Source organism: Nitrosospira sp. Is2 (assembly GCF_033095785.1).
GTDB lineage: Bacteria > Pseudomonadota > Gammaproteobacteria > Burkholderiales > Nitrosomonadaceae > Nitrosospira.
Window position 1 is genome coordinate 163,002 of record NZ_CP137134.1, and the last position, 18,452, is coordinate 181,453.

The window sequence follows — 18,452 nt, forward strand, 5'->3', positions numbered from 1 at the left end:
GACGCGGGCGAATCCACCATTTTGATGCACGCGCTAGTTAGGCCTAACGACGTCCTTTACCGTTTGAGGATCTGTAATTCGGTAAAGAAAATGTCGGGCACGCCGTTATTACCTAATACACTTCAGGTTGGGTCGCATATACTCATCCCCTACCAATGAAAATCGCGGCTGATTTTCGTCAACGTTGTTGTCCCGACAGGTTATCGATATCTCTTATGGAACCCAATGAGCTCCCGCGGCACCGGTTAATTAAAAGCCTGCTGGTAGAGTCCGATGAGCAAATTGCGGATGCTGCGATCAGCTTGTGGGAGCCGATGGCAAGCGAAATCATTTCGATCGTCGGTGAAGAGGGTTTCAATTCGCTTTATGCAAGAACCATATTTCTGCACCGTGCCGTATTTCCCTGGCTTTCTGTCGCCTCGGATCAGTTGCAGGCTAATCAAGGGTTGGCAGAATTAAAAATGAGCTTCAAGAAACAGACACCCACGCAAGTTAGCGAAGCAAATAACCTACTGCTGATCACTTTCACCGACATCCTGGCCTCACTAATCGGCGAGCAGCTAACGACCCGTATTTTATGTTTGGCCTGGAGCACTGACATTTCGAATTGCACTGGCAAGGAGTTTCAAAAATGAGTGAAAAGCTTAGCATACGTCGGCTTCAGACGGGGGTACCTGGCCTGGACAACCTGCTGGGCGGAGGCCTGCCGGAATTCTCGTTTAACCTGATTGCGGGGACCCCCGGCACCGGAAAAACGACGCTCGCTCATCAAATCATGTTCTCCCTGGCAAATTCAGGTAATCGAGCATTGTTTTTCACGGTACTGGGAGAGCCCGCCTTGAAAATGCTCCGCTATCAACAGCAATTCCAATTTTTCGACGTCGATAAAGTCAATGAATGCGTTCGTTTCATCAACCTGGCTGCCGAGCTGACCGAGGGAAATTTTGACCGGGTTTTGTCGCGCATCGCCGAAGAAGTAAGAAACTATGGCCCCAGCCTCGTATTCGTGGATTCGTTTCGCTCGGTGGTGGAGTCAGCAAAGGTCGCAGGACAGGGCGTATCCGAACTTCAGCGGTTCATCCAGCAGTTGGGCATGCAAATGACCAGCTGGCAGGCAACAACGTTTTTGATCGGTGAGTATTTGACGCCAGAAACAGAGTCAAGCCCTGTCTTTACCGTAGCTGATGGCATCTTCTGGCTTTCCCAGAACCTGCAGCGCAATTCCGCAGTGCGCAAGCTGCAAGTAGTCAAAATGCGGGGTCAAGCTCAGGCACAAGGTTTGCACACGTTCCGAATTAATGACAACGGAATCGAGATTTTCCCGCGGGCGGTTATCGAACCAAAAAAAGAGAATGAGTTACAGAAGAAACGATTCGCCCCTGCTGAACGTCTTTCCATGGGAATACCTGGCCTGGACGAAATGCTGGGGGGCGGTTTGCCGACTGGATATTCGTTACTCGTGGTCGGGCCATCGGGGTCCGGCAAAACGATATTTGCGACGGAATTTCTTGCTGAAGGCGCGCGCACGGGCGAACGGGGGATTATCGCGGCGTTCGAGAAGAGCCCTAGCCAGCTGCTGAGCACCAAGCTGGCGTCGCTTTTCGCCTCGGGGCAGGTTGAATCGCTTGCCATACGTTCGCTGGATTATTCGATTGATGAAATCCTGCATGATATGGTCGACATGATTGACCGGGTAGGAGCGAAACGCCTTGTCATTGACTCTCTGTCCGGATTTGAGTTGGCGCTCGCGCCTGAGTTTAGCGAAGATTTTCGCGGATCGCTGTACAGGATGATTGGCAAGCTGACGGGAATGGGCGTGACCATCCTGATGACGTCGGAATTGGAAGACCGCTTCACCGACCTGCGCTTCAGCCCGTTTGGAAGCGCTTTTCTCGCCGATGCGATTATCGTGCAGCGCTATACTGAAATCATGGGGCAGCTCAAACGTGTCCTATCGGTTGTTAAAGTCCGGGGCAGCGAGCACAGCAAGGACATTCGATTGTTTGATGTAACAGAGGAAGGCATAGTTATCGGCAATACCTTGTCCGGATATGACGGAATCATGTCTGGGCATCCTGCTGTCTCGCTTGGACAGGGATTCGACACAGGAAGACCGTAATGAATAAAAATGACAATGAAGGCACCCCAGGTACTGAAGGCTCAGGTCAACAGGATTTACCAGACGTGCCTAATGCGATGCCCGATGATCACGAAGAAACAATCACAAGCCGGGAAAGCGCCGTCGCCGGGGGTGAGATAGTGCTTTCAGACCGCGAGACGTCGGTCGCTGCGCGGGAAGAGGCAGCAGATCTGGGCGAAGACACTGCATATTCGCGCGAGGATGCGGCCAACATGCGGGAAGACGCTGCCTTCCTCCGTGAAGATGCCGCCTATTTGCGCGAAGATGCGGCCAACTTGCGCGAAGGTGCCGCCCTCTTGCGTGAAGAAGCCGCCCGTCTGCGCGAGGTAGCGGCCGGGTTTCGGGAAGGGGAAGCCCATGTGCGTGAAAGTGCGACTTCCCAAGAGCGGGAGGCCCGTTTAGGAGAGACGCAAGTCGCGTCGGGCCGCATAAAAGTATTGCAGGAAGCGAACGCGCGCTTGGTTGTCGCCACAATCGAAGCGAGAAAATTGGTCGAACAAGTTGAAAGCGCTAAAACGCAGTTGGATCATCTGGCGCATCACGATGCTCTCACCGGTTTGCCTAACCGAATGCTCCTGCATGATCGTCTCGTCCAGGCGATCGAGCTGGCCAGTCGTCAAGGCACGCAAATAGCCTTGTTATTCATGGATCTGGATCGATTCAAGCACATTAATGATTCTCTGGGGCACGCGGTGGGCGATCAGCTTCTGCAATCGGTCGCCCGACGCTTACTGGCTTGCGTACGTCACTCCGATACCGCCAGTCGCCAGGGTGGCGATGAATTCGTGATACTGCTTTCAAATATCAAACAGGCGGAAAATGCGGCGATCAGCGCGCAAAAGATACTGGCTGCGCTAACTGTTCCATTCGAAGTTGATCAGCATGAGCTTCACTTATCGGTAAGCATTGGCATCGCAACTTATCCCTCAGACGGACGGGATGCGGAGACTCTGCTCAAAAGCGCCGATAGCGCGATGTATCATGCCAAGGAGAGCGGACGTAACAACTACAAATTCTTCGTGCAGGACATGAATGTTCGAGCCGTCGAACGGCAATCGATTGAGGCCCGCCTGCACCGGGCACTTGAGCGACAGGAGTTCGTCCTGCATTACCAGGCAAAAATAGATCTTCAGAGCAATATGATCATTGGAGTCGAGGCGCTCATTCGCTGGCAGCACCCGGAACGAGGGTTGGTGCCGCCGTCTGAGTTTATACCCGTCGCCGAGGACTCCGGCCTCATCCTTCCTATAGGCCGCTGGGTACTGCGTGAAGCTTGTCTTCAGGCTCGAGCGTGGCTGGATGCTGGCCTGCCGCCGATCATCGTCGCGGTGAACACATCCGCGCGCGAGTTCAGCGCAACAGACTTTACGGAATACGTAGGCACAACGCTCAATGATACGTGCCTGGAGCCGCGCTACCTGGAGCTCGAACTGACTGAAAGCGTCCTTATGAAAGATGCGACCGTGACAAATCCGGTGCTGAATGCGCTCACAGATCTGGGCGTGAAGCTCGCAATCGATGACTTCGGCACCGGCTATTCCAGTCTGAGTTACTTGCGACAATTTCCAGTTGATACGCTCAAGATCGATAAATCATTCGTCAACCGGATGACCAGTAACGCAGAGGATGCCGCGATTGTCAGTGCCGTGATTGGCATGGGTAAAAGCCTGAAGCTCCGCGTTATCGCGGAGGGAGTGGAAACAGCAGAGCAGTGTGCATTTCTAATAGCCCAGCACTGCGATGAGGCCCAGGGCTATTATTTCAGCCGCCCGGTAGTGGCAGAGGCGTTCGCTACCTTGCTTCAAACGGGCACTTCATCCACTGTTCAGCATTCATGATCCAGCCTTCTCGCTGCACGACGCACCCCCGACTAAGCGTTTTTTACGCTGAGCGATCAGTTTCTTGAACTGAATGGTGTTTGCTGCCTTCGGGTTCATTTGCTTCAGCGGCTACTGTGATTTCCTCTGATGCTGAATCTCGCGGTCGAGCTTAATGGATTCCATTCGAGCAAGGCAATCCACTTTTCGCCGGCCTTGGTGTAAGAAATGATCTGTTGAGAAGGGGAAAGACTCGGGAGGTTTTAGGAACGCACCCACCGAAATAATATACCCGTTACGGTTAAACGTATTAAATGGAGGTGACGCCTCGCTCGCCGTATTATTATCGAGGCGAGAATCCTGCAGTAAGCCAAAGCTTGCTGAAATCCTCCTCGGCAATCGGCTTGCCGTCCAGTCCTTGTTCTCCATAGCGCAACCAGCGGATCGAGAGGGGTTGCGGCAGTCGTCGATGGAAAACCCCGCTCTACCCGGCCGCACAGTTAAAGCAAGGTCTCAATCTCGCCTTTTGCCCACCGTCTTGCCGAGCGCGGCGTGTCCCGTAAGGCCGAATTGAAGGTACGATTCGTGGCCCGCTGTTAGCCACCCTCTTCATTTGAGGTTCACGGACATACGTTTCATCTCAGCGGTTGATAAGAGCGGTACCGCACTGAACTCTACCTGGTGCATATATTAAATTGCCCACATTGAGGAAGTGGAATTAGACGTCGTAATCCATACAAGACGGTCGAGTCCAGCTTCAGTCGGTTTCTATAAAAACTCAAACTCCGTAGCAATAAAGGAAAGAGATGACTATTTATGCGTTCTATACACGAACCAAGAAAGGAAGCATTCAGCGCGATCATTTCTTATTTGACTGGAAAGGGCCATTAGGCCCATATGCTCATGAAGCCCCCCTCGTGGGCTGGCCCGAATCGAAGGTCTTCTGGATATATGAAAAGGGACACAGCAATGGTTTAGCGCCTGTTTGCGCCTCTTCCTCAGACTCATCCGGCATCGAGGCCTTGGAGCCCGCCTTGAGCAACACCGAAATAAAAAAGCCCGCCGGGCTAGGGGTGGGGTAGAAATAAAGCCATTTGTATCGCAAACACGAAACACCAATGTTGAGCGCGCCATAGCCGCATATTCCCGAGCTGCCGCATATGCTTCTCTGAATCGCATCCTGGCGAACTCTCCATGTGACAGAAACTCGCACAGGGTTCTCTGCCAATAAGTCAGAACGGGCTCATTCGCGGGCGCGCATGCTTTGTGTACTCACCTCCTCACGCTCCACCCCGCATTGCTGATCTTGTGGCACTGATGTAGCTTTCTTTACCCGTACAGCCGCGCCAATATCCAGGGCGATGCAGAGATTCAAGAATCGGGCGTCAAGGCGGTGCCGGGATCCCATAGTTGATTTGCCGAAGTTTTGGCCCGAATGCTTTTCGAGGCGCTGTTTATTTGAAACGATGAACTGCCTTCGCTCAAAGGTTTTCACCGTCCTTTGCATAACTACGCCAGCCGCTTATTCAGCGGTTCGTCGATGATTTCGAATTTTCAGCTATAACTCGTCAGCCGGTTGCGTTTTTTACCTTCCTTTCATTTCCCCTCGCCCTTCACGCCCTTTCTGTCGCGCAAAACTCGTCGTGTCGGAAAATTTTCGCCGCAAGAGCATCGTCCCTTCATAAGTATTGTAAGCGGTTATCCTTTAACGCTATTTTAAATAGGCATAATAATTGCTTAGTTATTAATTAGTCATGCAAATACCTGTTTCGAGAATAACGATACAACTTAATCAGATAAGGACGAAGACTTCGATGGAAAATAAAACGGCTCGGCTTATCGGCGCCACGATGGTTTTTATATTAAACACCGCTGCAATATCGTCTTCTTCGATAGCGGCTACGACTCTCACTGCTGCAGTAGGCGGGACACCGGTCAGTACAGGGCCGTATGTAAATTTTGATGACCTCTCCCCCACCGGCGGTGCAGCGGGTGGAGGCATTACCGTATCTTTTAGCGGGATTGGAGCGGGCGCCATTGCCCTTCCTCAAGTCGTGGGGAAATACGCTGCGCCCTATATTATGGGAGGGAATGGTGCGCTGTTTGGAAATAATCAGGCGGATGGTCTCGGCGTCAGTCAATATCTGAGCACAGGTATTGGAGAGGTCACCCTGCAGCTGGATCAATACCATAATTATTTTGGCCTGTTGTGGGGCTCCGTAGACGACTATAACAGGCTGTCGTTTTACGATGGAGCCAACCTGCTTTTCAGTTACACAGGTCTTGATGTGGACCAACTGGCTAATGGAAACCAGGGCGCAGCGGGGACGTTTTATGTAAATATCAACTCGGATACGGCCTTTAACAGGGTAGTAGCCTCGAGTACCAGCTACGGATTCGAATTTGATAATGTCGCCTTAGCTAACAATCTGGCGATACCGGCGGAGGTGTCAGTAGTCCCGGAACCCCATACTTACATTATGCTTTTGGCAGGGCTTGTTCTGGTCGGCAGGATAGCCGCGCGCAGCAATTCATCAAGCAGGTAAATCAAGGGCCAGACACAGCAATTGATGCAGATTTTTGCCGGTGCCCGCATGGAGGTGGAGGACTCTCCGTGACGGGGCGCATTACTGGCGTGCCTCCTTGCGGAATGTACTGGCGAGAAAATCGCGCCATACAGTCCTGATGCTCCCACACCGGATATTCCTCTTCGCATGCTCAATACTTGCGCTGCCGGTCAATGGACGGGGGCATGCTTCTCTCTGATCAGATCATTCAATAGTTCATAAATCGAGGCGATATCTTATAAAAAAGTAATAAAATTTACGAAAACTTAATGCATTCGCAACAAGACGCTAGATACAATGAATCCCCTCGTTATCAAATGGGTTATCCTATGTGCCGGTTTGTTCCCTACATTCGAACCGCAGAAGGCTACATGGAGAGGGTTTCATTCGCCATTTATAACTCCCCCGATGAAGTTTTGTATCCGTATATATATGAAGAGCTTCTCGTGGGCTGGCCGGAGCACAAGGTATTCTGGGCTGCTAAATCGGGGCCTTGCGTCGGTGTGGCTCCCGTTTCCTCCTACACGCTGACTACAGCTCCACGTAGTGCGGCGTAGCATGTACAGTTTGCCGGCCGTACTCTCCCGAGTCCTCAACCTTCCAAAGAACTCAGCATGATTGTTTCGCATGACAAGCGTGTCGAAGCAATGGAAACAGCGTTAGAGCAATAGAATTTCTGGCAACGCGCCCCTCATCTTTGAAGAAGCAATAAAGATGGCAGGCGGGATAAATTGAAGTTCCAAATGGACTTGCCCCATGGGCTTTACATGCCGCGTATGCGTTGAATAGCTCGTGCCCTCACGCTCCCCCTATTTCCAATGCGATGGGAGGTTACAGCGCGAAACTATCCATGGCAAAACGTGTGTTATCGTACTGAAAATATTTCGTTGCGCCCGCAACATACACGCTTCAAACCCCTGAAAATAATCGAAAAACGGGCGGTGTGGACGAAGAAGAAAAAAGCGCTTTGCTAAAAACTCCCTTTTGGAAAAAACTGGGTCCCGGACTCATTACTGGTGCCGCGGATGATGATCCGAGCGGCATTGCAACATATTCGCAAGTAGGGGCAGGCTTTGGCTATGCGATGTTGTGGACCACATTTTTTACATTCCCCCTGATGGTGGGTATCCAGGTGGTCAGCGCCCGCATTGGACGGGTAACCGGTTACGGTCTTGCTGCCAATATTAGAACACATTACCCCCCGTGGCTGCTTCGAGGCATTATTTCGCTACTCCTGGTTGCCAACACTATCAATATCGCAGCCGATATTGGGGCAATGGCCGCTGCGCTTAAATTGCTCATCGGTGGATCACCGCATCTATATGCGGTCGTATTTGGTGTTCTCTCGCTGGTACTGCAGGTCTTTATTCCCTTTCCGCGATATGCACCGATTTTAAAGATGCTGACGCTATCCCTTTTCGCCTATGTTGCGACAGTGTTTATCGTACAAGTGCCGTGGGGTGAGGTACTCAGGCACACTGTCATGCCATCCATATCATTTAAAACCGAGTATGTAGTAGCAGTCGTTGCCGTCTTCGGCACCACCATCAGTCCATATCTTTTTTTTTGGCAAGCTTCTCAGGAAGTCGAGGAACAACGTGCTGTAGACGGTGACGAGCCGCTAAAAGAAGCCCCGCAACAAGCAAGCGCTCACCTGCGGCGGATCAAAATTGATACGTATATCGGCATGGGTTTTTCCAACCTGATTGCTTTTTTTATCATGCTGACCGCCACCGTGACCCTGCACCTGCACGGCATTACCGACATTCAAAGCTCTGAGCAGGCTGCGGAAGCGTTGCGCCCAATAGCCGGGGAATATGCATTCTTGCTGTTCTCGGCAGGGATCATAGGCACCGGGATGCTTGCCGTTCCGGTTCTGGCAGGATCGGCTGCCTATGCCGTGGCGGAATCTTTCAGATGGAATATTGGCCTGGGTCGCGCACCTCTGGACGCCCAGGGTTTCTACCTGATCTTGATCGTTGCCACGCTATTGGGCGTCGCCCTCAACTTTACCTCTATAGATCCTATTAAAGCTCTTTTTTGGAGCGCTGTCATCAACGGCGTAATAGCCGTTCCAATTATGGCAGTCATGATGCTTCTAGCCGCAAGACCTGACGTGATGGGACAGTTTGTTGTCAGCACCCGTCTTCGGGTACTCGGCTGGATCGCAACGTGTGTAATGGCACTTGCCGTGGTTGGGATGGGAATAACTTCGCTACTATAAAAGTCTTCGTTAAGGCCGGCGGCGGATCCCGGCGGCTAAAGGAACTTGCAATGGTCGAAAGGAATAAGAAAGCCAAGCAAGCCCGGTCCTCTGAACAGGCAACCTGTTTACCGCGGGGACAACAAATGATGAGCGGTTAGCGGACGTTACTGCGTGCAGCGATTATCTTGTGGACAACGGCCTCACTTCGGGATGGGGTGCCAAGTGTTACATCTGGCCGCAAGGCAAATATGCGAGGACCGTAACGGACTTATCGTTCCTCGAGGTGATGCTTGATAACGACGTTAGCGTGGGACGTACCGCAGACGGCCCCAATCCGAGCTATCACATGCAGAAAAATAACGCCCTCAGCATGAGGACTCTACAGCTTCGTTGCGGTCCAATCATTTGGCATACATGCGCCAGTGTTCACACCGAGACGCCGTTGGCCGCATCAGCCGAAGCGAGGTGTACCTCACTGTAACGGAATTAAGTGTCCAATGAGAGTTACGATCAAACTGGTATGACCGATACCATCATCGCTAGTGTCGGGAACATACATCCGCGCAGAAGGAGTTTGCCCAGCTTCGTAGTAAAAGGTGGTTTGAGCATTCAAATTACTGGCAGCTCTGTAAGGCTTCGTCACAAATAGTGTCCCGTTACCTCCCTCCAGAATGATCACGGATATTGCGGGACTTAACTGGGCAGAAACATGCGTAATAACCAACCGCTGTCCCTGTGGTACTTCCGGATAACGTAAAGTGCATTGAGGCGCACAGGTTGCGGAATCGGCAATAGTTTGCTCGACCTGGTACGGAGTCACGCCAATATTCACTGCACCGTGAACGTTAACTGGGTTTGTTTTCTCATTGGCCACAGGTACATTCGGTGCTGACTGTGCGAATGCGTTCGTTCCTAATAACCAAAAAGCTTGGATTGAGAGTATGCCCACTACAATACCCACTCTCTTTGCAGCTACTTGCAGGATTTTCACAATCACCTCGTTTGTTCAGAATCCTTCCAGCGTAAGTGTGGAAGCCGAAACTGTCTTATTATAAATACAGGAGGAATAGTTAAGGTTTATAACATGTAATCGGTTTTCAGTCCCGCCATAATTCCGGTGCGCTGAAACTCTTGTTCGAGCTTAACGGATCAATACGAGCGAGTCTATCGGCTTCGTTCCGGTCCGTCGTTTTAACGCTGAAAATCATCCGAGATGAAGGAGGCCGTCCCTGGACCCAAGTCGGTAAACTTATAACTAGCAGCACTTGTCTGCCCACATATAAGAAGTATGGCAATCGCCATAACGGAAATACCAAAAAAGACTAACCGAGGGCACGCCCATATTGCCCGCTACATAATGTCGCTTATGGAACAGCCAAACAGACGACCACGATAAGCAGGGGAGTAAATCAATAGCAATAGTCCGAATGGGTTATGTCCCGGAAGAACGAACCCCGTCCGTCATAAGCTAAAAGGTTTGCTATTGCTGTAGATCGAATAGCTACAGAGAAGAAACAACGTTCCTCGCCCTCGCCTCTCTCTTCTTCATCGCCTTCCTAGCATTCATTCGATCACCCCACAAGCGGCGATCCAGATCTTCCTTACGCTCATTTGGGCTGTCATGGGCTTGACATCCGTCTGGACGCTAGTCAAGGAACTGCTGATTTAAACCCCTTGGGGCGAAGATTGGCAACCAATAGAAATACCCCCACTAGTACTCTGGTGTACCTCAGGACAATAGGCGATATTGCTGAGTTATATACAATCGGTAGAAACGGATGCGAAAGCGCCTAAATGTCCATAACGGGGAGAATAAGTGTCAGAGCGCTTTGAGTTATATCGCTTTTCTTTATTATCAAATGTCAATGGTGATCCGTTTGAACTGGGGAAGACAAGGCAAATCCCGGGCATTGATGAGGCAGCGTTCCTTCCCGACATGAGGCCTGAAGTCGGCACCGGCTTGTCCCGCGCCTCTTGTCCCGGCGCCAACCACTTTCTTCCTCTGGCCGCTCTGCTACCGGTTCAGGTTTGGGCGGTGCGCGGTACTCGGATACAAAAAAACGCCAAAATCGCCGGCTTCTTCCTTGGCTCCCAAGAGCGCGGCCTTCCCCTTCCCCGTTCTCTCGAGCGAACAGACTGCTGAACTCGTCACGTCTTCACTCGTATCGCATTCCTGAGGGCGAATCTTAATATGAGCCGTCATTCCATCGTTCGGGTATTTCATGAATAAGAGGAGGTGTTCCCATATGTGATCAATTCTCTACTGCTAGTACAGCTACAGGAGCAATTTACTATTTTTTACAATGTTTAAAAAAGAAGAGACAACAATGAATAACACGGTATTGAAAACAATCACAATCTTTATTGCTTCAACTGTACTTGCTGGCTGTGCGACGATTATGGGACAAAGCGCCCCAGAAGCTTTAAATGTTCGAAGCGCTCCAGATCAGGCAAATATTGTTATTATCGACGAAACCGGTACCAAAATCTTTGAAGGCAAAACTCCTACGTCTTTACCACTTGAGAAAAAGAAGGCCTTTTTCAGTGGCAAAAAATATACCGTAACCATTAATAAAGATGGTCATGCTGAGAGAGCCGTTACCGTAGATACAAAGGTAAACGGCTGGTATGTCGCCAACATATTATTTGGAGGCGTTATTGGTTTACTCATTGTTGATCCGGCAACTGGCGCCATGTGGACGCTGGAAACCAAGGAAATAAACGTAACATTAGAAGCATCAAAACAAAGTGCGGTAACTGAGCCGGATAAGGTACGTGTTGTTCTTTTGAAGGATGTCCCATTATCTTTCCGTGACAAAATGGTCTTGGTCTCTCAGTAGACTGAAACCTTAGTTGTATAGCAAATGCAAGACGCCGACGGGCACCCAGGTCACGCCCGCCGGTCCTAAAGCAACTCTCACCGGGCCGCTTCATGCTTAACGCTCACTCTATTGCCGCCATATTCGGAATTATCCTGGCCTGCCGGAGGATATTCGCAGCCCCAGGATCTGCCTTCTCCATCGCCCTGGCTTGCAGGACCCACTTGTTCTCCGTCGACCGAACGCTCGCGCTTGCCATCCATCCGTTCCCTGTCGTGGTCTTTGGCATTGGAGAGGTCTTTATCGCCCTGCTTGGCAGCAGCACGCCGCTTGATGAGGACTTCAACGAGGGGGCGCGCGCCGTCGAGCTCGAAGTGATTCCGGGATAGCATTTCTGCTTTGGTGACAGGGATGCCCTCTACAAGTTTGGCGGCTCGAGACTGTAGCCGGACATTATGACCACCTCCACTGGGGAGAAATAATCCATGTCCGCTGTTCTGGCCAATATCTCCTCCATCTGGGAGAGTTGGCGCTGAAACTCGTCCTCGTATATCCGCTGGGTCAGCAGTTTCGAGACTCTCTCCGGCCATCCCAGCATCCACCAGTTGGCGATCGCCACCCCAAGATTTCCTGCGCCCCATATCGTTTTCAGAACTGGGTCTGGATATACGCTCGCGTCGTAAAGTGGTTCCATTTTCAGTAATCCGATTTGTTAAAGGCGGTGCGGTATCAATTGCTGACCCTTCTCCTATTAGACGATTATGATTCTCATTCTCAATAAAAAAAGATTGCTGAGATGATGGAATTCCTGGAGAAGATATTATCGGCTCTGGTCCCGCCGCCTCACGCTCCACCATCGCATCCTGGACCGGCCCGGCTTCAACGGATCCATCGCGGCCCGCGGCCGTGGCTGCGCTCTGCAAAACCATGGATTTTTCATGGGTAGCCGTCCTGAATCAAGGTCCCGTTTGCGTCCCGGGCGATGACGACCGGACCACCTGTTGCCGGTTTCTCATCGATTCCATACGCCAACGCGATTCCAATCTGACCATTGAGAGCGGCCTGCGACTTGCATCGTTACGATAAAGAGCTTCCCCGGCCCGGGACCCCGGCAGAGCGTACGCCTTACAATGCAGCCGGCAGAGGTTCGCCAGCGGTGAGCAATACGCCCGGGCTCATCGTCGTCCAGTTGCCCATCAAACTCAGTGACTGCCATGCGCTTCCCTTAAAATGAAAAAGCCGCCAAAAGGCGGGCTTTATGTCAGCCTAGATCAGATCGCTACCGCGTCAACCGTTATTTTTTTCTCCATTATTGCGTTAACATTCATTCCCAACGTTCAACTGGAATGAACATGTTTGAGCCGCCAAGACCAGAAAAGGACGCAGACCCAGCATTACGTAGAACAGACCTGGAAATCGCCTTATGCCAGGCCATCCGCAGCAAAAAGAGAGTTCGCCTCCACTACAGAAACGAAACCCGCTTTCGAACGTTTGAACCTTACACTGTGTACTGTGTGCAAAGCGGGGAGATACTGGTTCACGGGATGCAGACCAAAGATGATTCAAACCGGACGGAAGGGAAGAACCTCCGCAATTTCCAGGTTGGGCTGCTTAACTCGGTTATCCTTATCCAGGAAGCCTTTGAGTATCATGGAGCATTCGCTTCCTTCCAGCCCAAATTCGGCATGAAGGTTATTTGCACCGTTGACCGCCTCTAAATATGCAAGGAGCTGGTTCAGATGCATACTGGCCATCTCACATGCCAATTCGGGATCATGCCCCAAGGTTTCAAAGCAGCCGAGCGCAGCCCGAACATCGAAAACGATCTGGTCAATTGACGGCACGATTTTTACAATCATTCGACCTCCGTTATTCCGCGATAAAGCTGACGATGTTCTCGACGAGCGGGTCTTGCTTGATCGCCCTTTCTTTTTCCCAAGCGAGTTGGTCCTTTGCAATATCCCGTATTGAGGCTGCAATATCGGCATCCTGTTTAGCTGCTTCTCCGATTAACGGGTCAGCCTTTGGGATTTTTGGCGCACACATAATATGTGGATTCCTCTGGATATGAGTCGACACGACGCCAGATTCATGTTGTTTCACTAAACCAATGATGGTATGACCAACCCCGTGGTTCATCGGCAATCTCTTGATTGGTTCTGCGATCTGCGTATATCTTCCTGACTTGAGCATCGTTCAGCTTTGCGCTCCACTTTTCCGCACCCCTTATCGTCTCCGGATGTATTGATCCCATCTGAGTTTTCCATAAATACTTAGACGATCCAGAACGGCCGCTCCCCACAACTCGCGCAGGCCCGATCGTGCCACCGCGCAGCGCCACGGATAATGGTTCTGACACATTCCCCGACATTCAGTACGTTGCCCCATCCGATGACGCCACAATTCCCATTATGGCAGTCATGTTGCTCTTAGCTGCAAGACCAGATGTAAAGCGGCAACTTGTTGTCAGCCACCCGTTCGGATACTCGGCTGCATCGCAACGGCTGTAATAGCGCTTGCGATAGGGGGATGGGATAACTTCGCTACTGTAAAAGTATCCATCAAAGCCGCTGGCCCACTCTGATCTGCTTTGTTGGGAGAGTAGCGCAGCGTGCCGCTCGTTAAGTTCTGCGAAGGTCTAGAAATACGGGATTTTGTCCCGCGAACGAGGATGAACAGAGTTGCCGGCAGCACTGGAAAAGCCCGGTCCGGTTAACCGCGCAAGTAATGCTTCGTTCGAGTTCATGCGCGAGTTAGGCTTTAAGTAGCTCAATAATGTAGATTCCAGACGCCAACAAACCCAGCCCGGTACGCACAGCGTGGAGTTTTCCCCCACTTTTCGAGCAGCGCTCGGGTTTCATCCGACGCGAGGTCACGTCCGGGAATCAGAAGCTGATGGTTCGTGGGCATGATTACAAGAAATGTGAATGGCACGACCAAGCCAATAAGAACTGCCCCAATAAACCACATGATGCCGCCATCGAGCAACCAAGCGGACACCCCGGCGCTGAAACTCATGATAGCCAGTGGAGCTTGCATCATTGTTGCCCGTTTATAGCTGGGCGCCCAAACCGTAACGGCAGTCTTTGTATCGCAGCCCATCCGTGCCGGGTGCTCAACAAGACTGATGTAGAGCGCGGCACCGGCAAAAACGGTACAGCAAAAAACAGCGACGAATTGCGCGGCGTGCAACATCTCAATACCTGTTCATGATTGATTGGCATAAATGACCTGCCCATGACAGCACCCCGGTGGCGGTCCTTACGTCGCATAAATAACTAATGTAAACGGCAAATGAATTTAGTTCTCTATTACGGAATCCATGGCAATGCCAGCGCATTTCACAACTTTTTAAGGAAGACGTGCTAGAAGACTAGTACAGTTCGCGAAATGGTCATACCTGGCAAGAAGGAAAATGTTGTGCTTCAGTTTGCTTGCGTACATTATTCGATTATGAAATTTGCGAACATCAGAGCCGCGACATGCCTGCTGACTACTCATCGAGGCTTCCGCTGAGTGGACGGCCTCCTAGGTAACCCGTTTTTTTGCAGTCTATATAGGATTTTTATATAGGAAACGCCGATGAAAAAACCAAAAGGTATTGACGCGTTGGGATACAAGGCAAAAGAATTCGATAAATGGCTGGAAAAAAGAACCAGCAAAATTCTTAAGCGCACGCTCAAAATGCAGCGGCTGGCTAAAGAGGAATTGCCTGCCTGGATCAACGGTTCCGAACGCCTTCCGCTGGACGAGAATTTCCAAACGCGCCCATAAACGCGACATAGCCTGACTCATCTTCATACCACTGCCCGTCAAACTCGTTGCCACGGGCTTCCGTAAATGAAAAAACCGCCAAAAGGCGGACTCAACTATGACCTAACACGAATTCTCTATTGCGTCAAATGTTATTTTTTTTCGCATTGCTGGGTTAATATTTCTTCAAATATTCCGTAGGAAATGGATATGTTTGAAACAATAAAATCAAAAAATCGGACAGGCCCAGCTCCGCGTAGAACAGACTTGGAAACCACGCTATGCGAGGCCATCCGTAGCAAAACAAGAGTTCGACTTCACTACAAAAACGAGGGCCACTTTCGGACGTTTGAACCTTACATTATCTACGAATCAGCGGGAAGAATTCTCGTGGCTGGAGTGCAGATCAAGGATGACTCTAGAACGCTATCCACGTCTGGGTGGCAGGAGTTTGAGGTTGATCGGGTTAACACGATCCTTCGCATCCGAGAAACCTTTAGACCCGACCCCGAATTCAGTCCCTTCAGGGCCAAATTCGGCAAGAATGTGATCTGCGTCGTTGACCGCATTTAGATATTCCAGCAATCGTCTCAACCATAAGTCGCCGATGGCAAGTGGGGTCCTCTTGGTGGGACGCAAGCGAACCCGAGCGCGTCTCGCCGATCACCCGCCGAGGAACACGTCCGAAGCCATAGAGGGGATCATGCTGTCCTCCAACGTTGCTCACGCAACGGGTTCCAGTTTGGACAAGGCGGTGGGGAGATATTCCGCAACCGTCGGATGAATGTGCATTGCGCGCTGCACTACCGTATACGGCGCCTTCGCATACATGACGTCCAGCAAAACGTGAATTACTTCATCGCCTCCGGTGCCAAGAATCGCAGCACCCAAAATATGTTTTGTTTCCGCATCAACAGAGATTTTGATGAAACCTTGTGTCTCACCTTTCTCAACGGCGCGACTCACTCCGCTCATCGGAAGTTTCGTAGCAAGTACAGGGCGCCTGGACTTCCGTATTTCGGCGTCCGTCATGCCGCATCGTCCTAACGGTGGATCTGTAAACAAAGCGTACGCCTGGATCCGGTCTGACACGCGGCGATGGTTTGAGTCGAGGAGATTATCGGCGACGATCTCATAGTCGTTATAGGAAGTATGTGTAAAGGCGCCGCGGCCGTTGCAGTCGCCCAGGGCCCAGATGCCGGGCACGTTTGTTTGCAGTTGATCGTCAACGATGATGTAACCGCGTTGGTCGGTCGCAACGCCGGCCCGGTCGAGACCCAGGTCGTTCGTGTTGGGAGTACGTCCCACCGCTAGAAGAACGTGAGTGCCTACTACTTCCGGCGGACCTTCGTCGCATTCCATACCAACTGCGATACGACTGTCACGCTTGGCCAATGATATACATTTCGCATCCGTCCGAATCCTTATCCCCTCCATCTCCAGGATTTCACGCACAGCGTCGGAAACATCTTCGTCTTCACGTCCAATCAGGCGCGGTCCCTTCTCTACTATCGTGACTTCGCTCCCGAAACGGCGATACATCTGAGCGAATTCCAACCCAACATAACTTCCGCCGACGATGACAAGATGCTCCGGCAAGAAGCCGATATCCATCATTGAGGAGTTTGTGAGAAATGGTGCCTCGTGAATCCCCGGCATCGCGGGAACAGAGGCGCGCCCGCCGACGTTGATGAAAACTTTGTCAGCTTGCAGCACCTCATCGTTGACTACCACCGTGTGGGACGACTGAAAGCGGGCATGACCTTGGATGACCGTGCAATTCTTCAGTCCTCGCAACCATTCCTCGACGGCCTTGCTCGACCGTCCGGAAACTTCATCCTTGCGCGCTTTGACGCGTTTCATATCAACTCGCACATCGCCATTGCCAACAAAACCATACTCGGCGCCGCGGCGAGCAACATGCGCTGCGTACGCGCTGGCGACGAGCGTCTTTGTCGGGATACATCCCGTGTTAACACATGTGCCGCCAAACTTGGAGCGTTCAATAATGGCGACAGTCATGCCCGCGGCCGCAAACCGCGCCGCCAAAGACGGGCCCGCCTGGCCGGTCCCGATGATGATTGCATCGAAATGCCGCGACACGAGACACCTCCGTTAAGGAAGATCGCAGGCCAACTTAGGCCAGCGCATCAATGCAGTGGTCGCCGGAGCGCCGCCGCTGACGACGATCATGTCGTAGTCGTTCACTGAGACGGCTCGTTGCCGGACAGCTCGCGCACCATGTACTCGGCGTACCAGTCCGGCCAGTTCTTGTTGGGTTGCCCCGTGCGCGCTTCGTGCTGTCCGTGCGCGGCCGCCGCACGCCGCAGCGCGCTAGCCAGATCGTTCGCCGACGCGAAGGTCGTCGTCGCGGGGTCGACGCGACCGGGCAGCCGCGTTGTGACCTCCTGGAACAACCAGCCGTTGCCGTCCGGATCGCAGAACGAGGCGAACGAGCGGTAGCTGCGATGATCGGGATCCGGACCCCTGACCCGGAGCCGACCAAACAGGTACGGCTCGTCCGTGCCAGCGGACACGCCGGCGGCGTCGTGGAACACGTCACTGATCTCCACGCCGCGACCGAGCAGCTCGGCGAGGGCGGCCGCGATATCGGAGACGACCAGGTACAGACCCTGGGCGGAGCCGGGCGCCGCGGCGGTGACGTTCTTGCCGAAAATGATCGAGCATCCGGAGCCAGGCGGCGTAAATTGAATCACGCGGTCGTCTTTACCGCTGACGAAATCGGCGTCGAGCCGCCACCCAAGCCTCCCGTAGAACTCCTCCGCGCGGTCGACATCCGAGACAGGGATGACGACGATCTCGAACTTCATGTCTACTTTCGCGACGCCGGTCGGGTCGTTACCGTAGATTTCAGTCTGCGCATTTGCCATGTTCTTTCCTCCGCTGTGTTTTAACAGTGAATTAAGATCGGTCATGCCTACGCCATCTGGGCCCGATGATGAAGGCATGCTCCTGCCCGTTGTCAGTCGTCGCGGATCGCCCTACCACCTGCCCTGCGTCGTTGATCCCGTAAGCCTCGCTACGGTTCCCACCGAGTGTGCCGAGGTCGGACATGCCAGCAGTGAACGTTTATCAGATCCTCCGCCAAAGATCACGACAAGGGTGATCAGCGTGTTTTCTATTTTCCAG

The 18,452-nt window shown here is 52.1% G+C and carries 19 protein-coding genes; 9 read left to right on the forward strand and 10 right to left on the reverse strand.

All coding sequences use genetic code 11. The features are described 5' to 3' along the window. The first annotated feature begins 215 nt into the window (after positions 1-215). Genes R5L00_RS00695 through R5L00_RS00705 form a run of 3 tightly spaced genes read left to right on the forward strand, consistent with a single transcriptional unit; the run spans position 216 to position 3,978 of the window. On the forward strand, positions 216-635 hold the full coding sequence (locus R5L00_RS00695; RefSeq protein ID WP_317652850.1) for a hypothetical protein: 420 nt from the start codon (positions 216-218) through the stop codon (positions 633-635). Beyond that, the gene (locus tag R5L00_RS00700) at positions 632-2,119 is read left to right on the forward strand and encodes an ATPase domain-containing protein (protein WP_317652851.1); all 1,488 of its coding nucleotides are present in this window, start codon (positions 632-634) and stop codon (positions 2,117-2,119) included. The genes R5L00_RS00695 and R5L00_RS00700 overlap by 4 nt, the downstream gene beginning before the upstream one ends. After that, positions 2,119-3,978, forward strand: a complete 1,860-nt coding sequence (locus tag R5L00_RS00705; RefSeq protein WP_317652852.1) for a putative bifunctional diguanylate cyclase/phosphodiesterase — start codon at positions 2,119-2,121, stop codon at positions 3,976-3,978. The genes R5L00_RS00700 and R5L00_RS00705 overlap by 1 nt, the downstream gene beginning before the upstream one ends. 1,222 nt (positions 3,979-5,200) lie before the next feature. Here the strand turns inward: R5L00_RS00705 and R5L00_RS00710 are convergent. Further along, complete coding sequence (locus tag R5L00_RS00710; protein WP_317652853.1) at positions 5,201-5,452, reverse strand: hypothetical protein; 252 nt, start codon at positions 5,450-5,452, stop codon at positions 5,201-5,203. Between the two features lie 319 nt (positions 5,453-5,771). On the opposite strand from R5L00_RS00710, the gene R5L00_RS00715 reads away from it, so the two are divergent. Both R5L00_RS00715 and R5L00_RS00720 read left to right on the forward strand, forming a co-directional pair. Continuing rightward, on the forward strand, positions 5,772-6,503 hold the full coding sequence (locus tag R5L00_RS00715; RefSeq protein ID WP_317652854.1) for a PEP-CTERM sorting domain-containing protein: 732 nt from the start codon (positions 5,772-5,774) through the stop codon (positions 6,501-6,503). A gap of 964 nt (positions 6,504-7,467) precedes the next feature. After that, positions 7,468-8,748: a divalent metal cation transporter gene (locus R5L00_RS00720; RefSeq protein WP_317652855.1), complete on the forward strand. Its 1,281-nt coding sequence runs from the start codon at positions 7,468-7,470 to the stop codon at positions 8,746-8,748. A gap of 454 nt (positions 8,749-9,202) precedes the next feature. Here the strand turns inward: R5L00_RS00720 and R5L00_RS00725 are convergent, their stop codons facing one another. After that, on the reverse strand, positions 9,203-9,721 hold the full coding sequence (locus R5L00_RS00725) for a hypothetical protein (protein ID WP_317652856.1): 519 nt from the start codon (positions 9,719-9,721) through the stop codon (positions 9,203-9,205). A gap of 825 nt (positions 9,722-10,546) precedes the next feature. Between R5L00_RS00725 and R5L00_RS00730 the strand changes: the two genes are divergently transcribed. Together R5L00_RS00730 and R5L00_RS00735 are read left to right on the forward strand one after the other, a co-directional pair. After that, positions 10,547-10,873: a hypothetical protein gene (locus R5L00_RS00730; RefSeq protein ID WP_317652857.1), complete on the forward strand. Its 327-nt coding sequence runs from the start codon at positions 10,547-10,549 to the stop codon at positions 10,871-10,873. Between the two features lie 160 nt (positions 10,874-11,033). Continuing rightward, the gene (locus R5L00_RS00735; RefSeq protein WP_317652858.1) at positions 11,034-11,570 is read left to right on the forward strand and encodes a hypothetical protein; all 537 of its coding nucleotides are present in this window, start codon (positions 11,034-11,036) and stop codon (positions 11,568-11,570) included. Between the two features lie 77 nt (positions 11,571-11,647). Here R5L00_RS00735 and R5L00_RS00740 read toward each other — a convergent pair whose 3' ends face one another. From R5L00_RS00740 to R5L00_RS00760, 5 genes are all read right to left on the reverse strand, one after another. Next, a complete protein-coding gene (locus R5L00_RS00740; protein ID WP_317652859.1) occupies positions 11,648-11,941 on the reverse strand; it encodes a hypothetical protein in 294 nt (97 codons plus the stop codon). Positions 11,942-11,967: 26 nt separating this feature from the next. Next, the gene (locus R5L00_RS00745) at positions 11,968-12,243 is read right to left on the reverse strand and encodes a hypothetical protein (protein ID WP_317652860.1); all 276 of its coding nucleotides are present in this window, start codon (positions 12,241-12,243) and stop codon (positions 11,968-11,970) included. 868 nt (positions 12,244-13,111) lie between these two features. Further along, positions 13,112-13,408: a hypothetical protein gene (locus tag R5L00_RS00750; RefSeq protein ID WP_317652861.1), complete on the reverse strand. Its 297-nt coding sequence runs from the start codon at positions 13,406-13,408 to the stop codon at positions 13,112-13,114. Positions 13,409-13,418: 10 nt separating this feature from the next. Then, complete coding sequence (locus R5L00_RS00755; RefSeq protein WP_317652863.1) at positions 13,419-13,742, reverse strand: hypothetical protein; 324 nt, start codon at positions 13,740-13,742, stop codon at positions 13,419-13,421. A 576-nt stretch (positions 13,743-14,318) separates the two neighbouring features. Beyond that, positions 14,319-14,591, reverse strand: coding sequence for a DUF1772 domain-containing protein (locus tag R5L00_RS00760; RefSeq protein ID WP_317652864.1), 273 nt, complete (start codon positions 14,589-14,591; stop codon positions 14,319-14,321). Positions 14,592-15,131: 540 nt separating this feature from the next. Here R5L00_RS00760 and R5L00_RS00765 point away from each other — a divergent pair. Together R5L00_RS00765 and R5L00_RS15730 are read left to right on the forward strand one after the other, a co-directional pair. Then, complete coding sequence (locus R5L00_RS00765) at positions 15,132-15,323, forward strand: hypothetical protein (protein WP_317652865.1); 192 nt, start codon at positions 15,132-15,134, stop codon at positions 15,321-15,323. 189 nt (positions 15,324-15,512) lie between these two features. Further along, positions 15,513-15,875: a WYL domain-containing protein gene (locus tag R5L00_RS15730; RefSeq protein WP_181320396.1), complete on the forward strand. Its 363-nt coding sequence runs from the start codon at positions 15,513-15,515 to the stop codon at positions 15,873-15,875. A 150-nt stretch (positions 15,876-16,025) separates the two neighbouring features. Here the strand turns inward: R5L00_RS15730 and R5L00_RS00770 are convergent, their stop codons facing one another. The 3 genes from R5L00_RS00770 to R5L00_RS00780 form a co-directional block, all read right to left on the reverse strand. Then, entirely contained in the window at positions 16,026-17,405 is a 1,380-nt protein-coding gene (locus R5L00_RS00770) for an FAD-containing oxidoreductase (RefSeq protein WP_317652867.1), read from the reverse strand. A 101-nt stretch (positions 17,406-17,506) separates the two neighbouring features. Further along, positions 17,507-18,193 carry a VOC family protein gene (locus tag R5L00_RS00775; protein ID WP_317652869.1) on the reverse strand — a complete coding sequence of 229 codons (687 nt, stop codon included), beginning with the start codon at positions 18,191-18,193 and terminating at the stop codon, positions 17,507-17,509. A gap of 31 nt (positions 18,194-18,224) precedes the next feature. After that, positions 18,225-18,377 (reverse strand): hypothetical protein, encoded by a 153-nt coding sequence (locus R5L00_RS00780; RefSeq protein ID WP_107692703.1) that lies wholly within the window; start codon positions 18,375-18,377, stop codon positions 18,225-18,227. Between the last annotated feature and the right edge of the window lie 75 nt (positions 18,378-18,452).

Excerpts from the sequence above, each read along its gene's own strand:
- R5L00_RS00695 (WP_317652850.1), top strand. The coding sequence starts at position 216 with ATGGAACCCAATGAGCTCCCGCGGCACCGGTTAATTAAAAGCCTGCTG.
- R5L00_RS00700 (WP_317652851.1), top strand. The coding sequence starts at position 632 with ATGAGTGAAAAGCTTAGCATACGTCGGCTTCAGACGGGGGTACCTGGC.
- R5L00_RS00705 (WP_317652852.1), top strand. The coding sequence starts at position 2,119 with ATGAATAAAAATGACAATGAAGGCACCCCAGGTACTGAAGGCTCAGGT.
- R5L00_RS00715 (WP_317652854.1), top strand. The coding sequence starts at position 5,772 with ATGGAAAATAAAACGGCTCGGCTTATCGGCGCCACGATGGTTTTTATA.
- R5L00_RS00735 (WP_317652858.1), top strand. The coding sequence starts at position 11,034 with ATGTTTAAAAAAGAAGAGACAACAATGAATAACACGGTATTGAAAACA.
- R5L00_RS00740 (WP_317652859.1), bottom strand. The coding sequence starts at position 11,941 with ATGCTATCCCGGAATCACTTCGAGCTCGACGGCGCGCGCCCCCTCGTT.
- R5L00_RS00745 (WP_317652860.1), bottom strand. The coding sequence starts at position 12,243 with ATGGAACCACTTTACGACGCGAGCGTATATCCAGACCCAGTTCTGAAA.
- R5L00_RS00750 (WP_317652861.1), bottom strand. The coding sequence starts at position 13,408 with ATGATTGTAAAAATCGTGCCGTCAATTGACCAGATCGTTTTCGATGTT.
- R5L00_RS00755 (WP_317652863.1), bottom strand. The coding sequence starts at position 13,742 with ATGCTCAAGTCAGGAAGATATACGCAGATCGCAGAACCAATCAAGAGA.
- R5L00_RS00760 (WP_317652864.1), bottom strand. The coding sequence starts at position 14,591 with ATGATGCAAGCTCCACTGGCTATCATGAGTTTCAGCGCCGGGGTGTCC.
- R5L00_RS00765 (WP_317652865.1), top strand. The coding sequence starts at position 15,132 with ATGAAAAAACCAAAAGGTATTGACGCGTTGGGATACAAGGCAAAAGAA.
- R5L00_RS15730 (WP_181320396.1), top strand. The coding sequence starts at position 15,513 with ATGTTTGAAACAATAAAATCAAAAAATCGGACAGGCCCAGCTCCGCGT.
- R5L00_RS00775 (WP_317652869.1), bottom strand. The coding sequence starts at position 18,193 with ATGGCAAATGCGCAGACTGAAATCTACGGTAACGACCCGACCGGCGTC.
- R5L00_RS00780 (WP_107692703.1), bottom strand. The coding sequence starts at position 18,377 with ATGTCCGACCTCGGCACACTCGGTGGGAACCGTAGCGAGGCTTACGGG.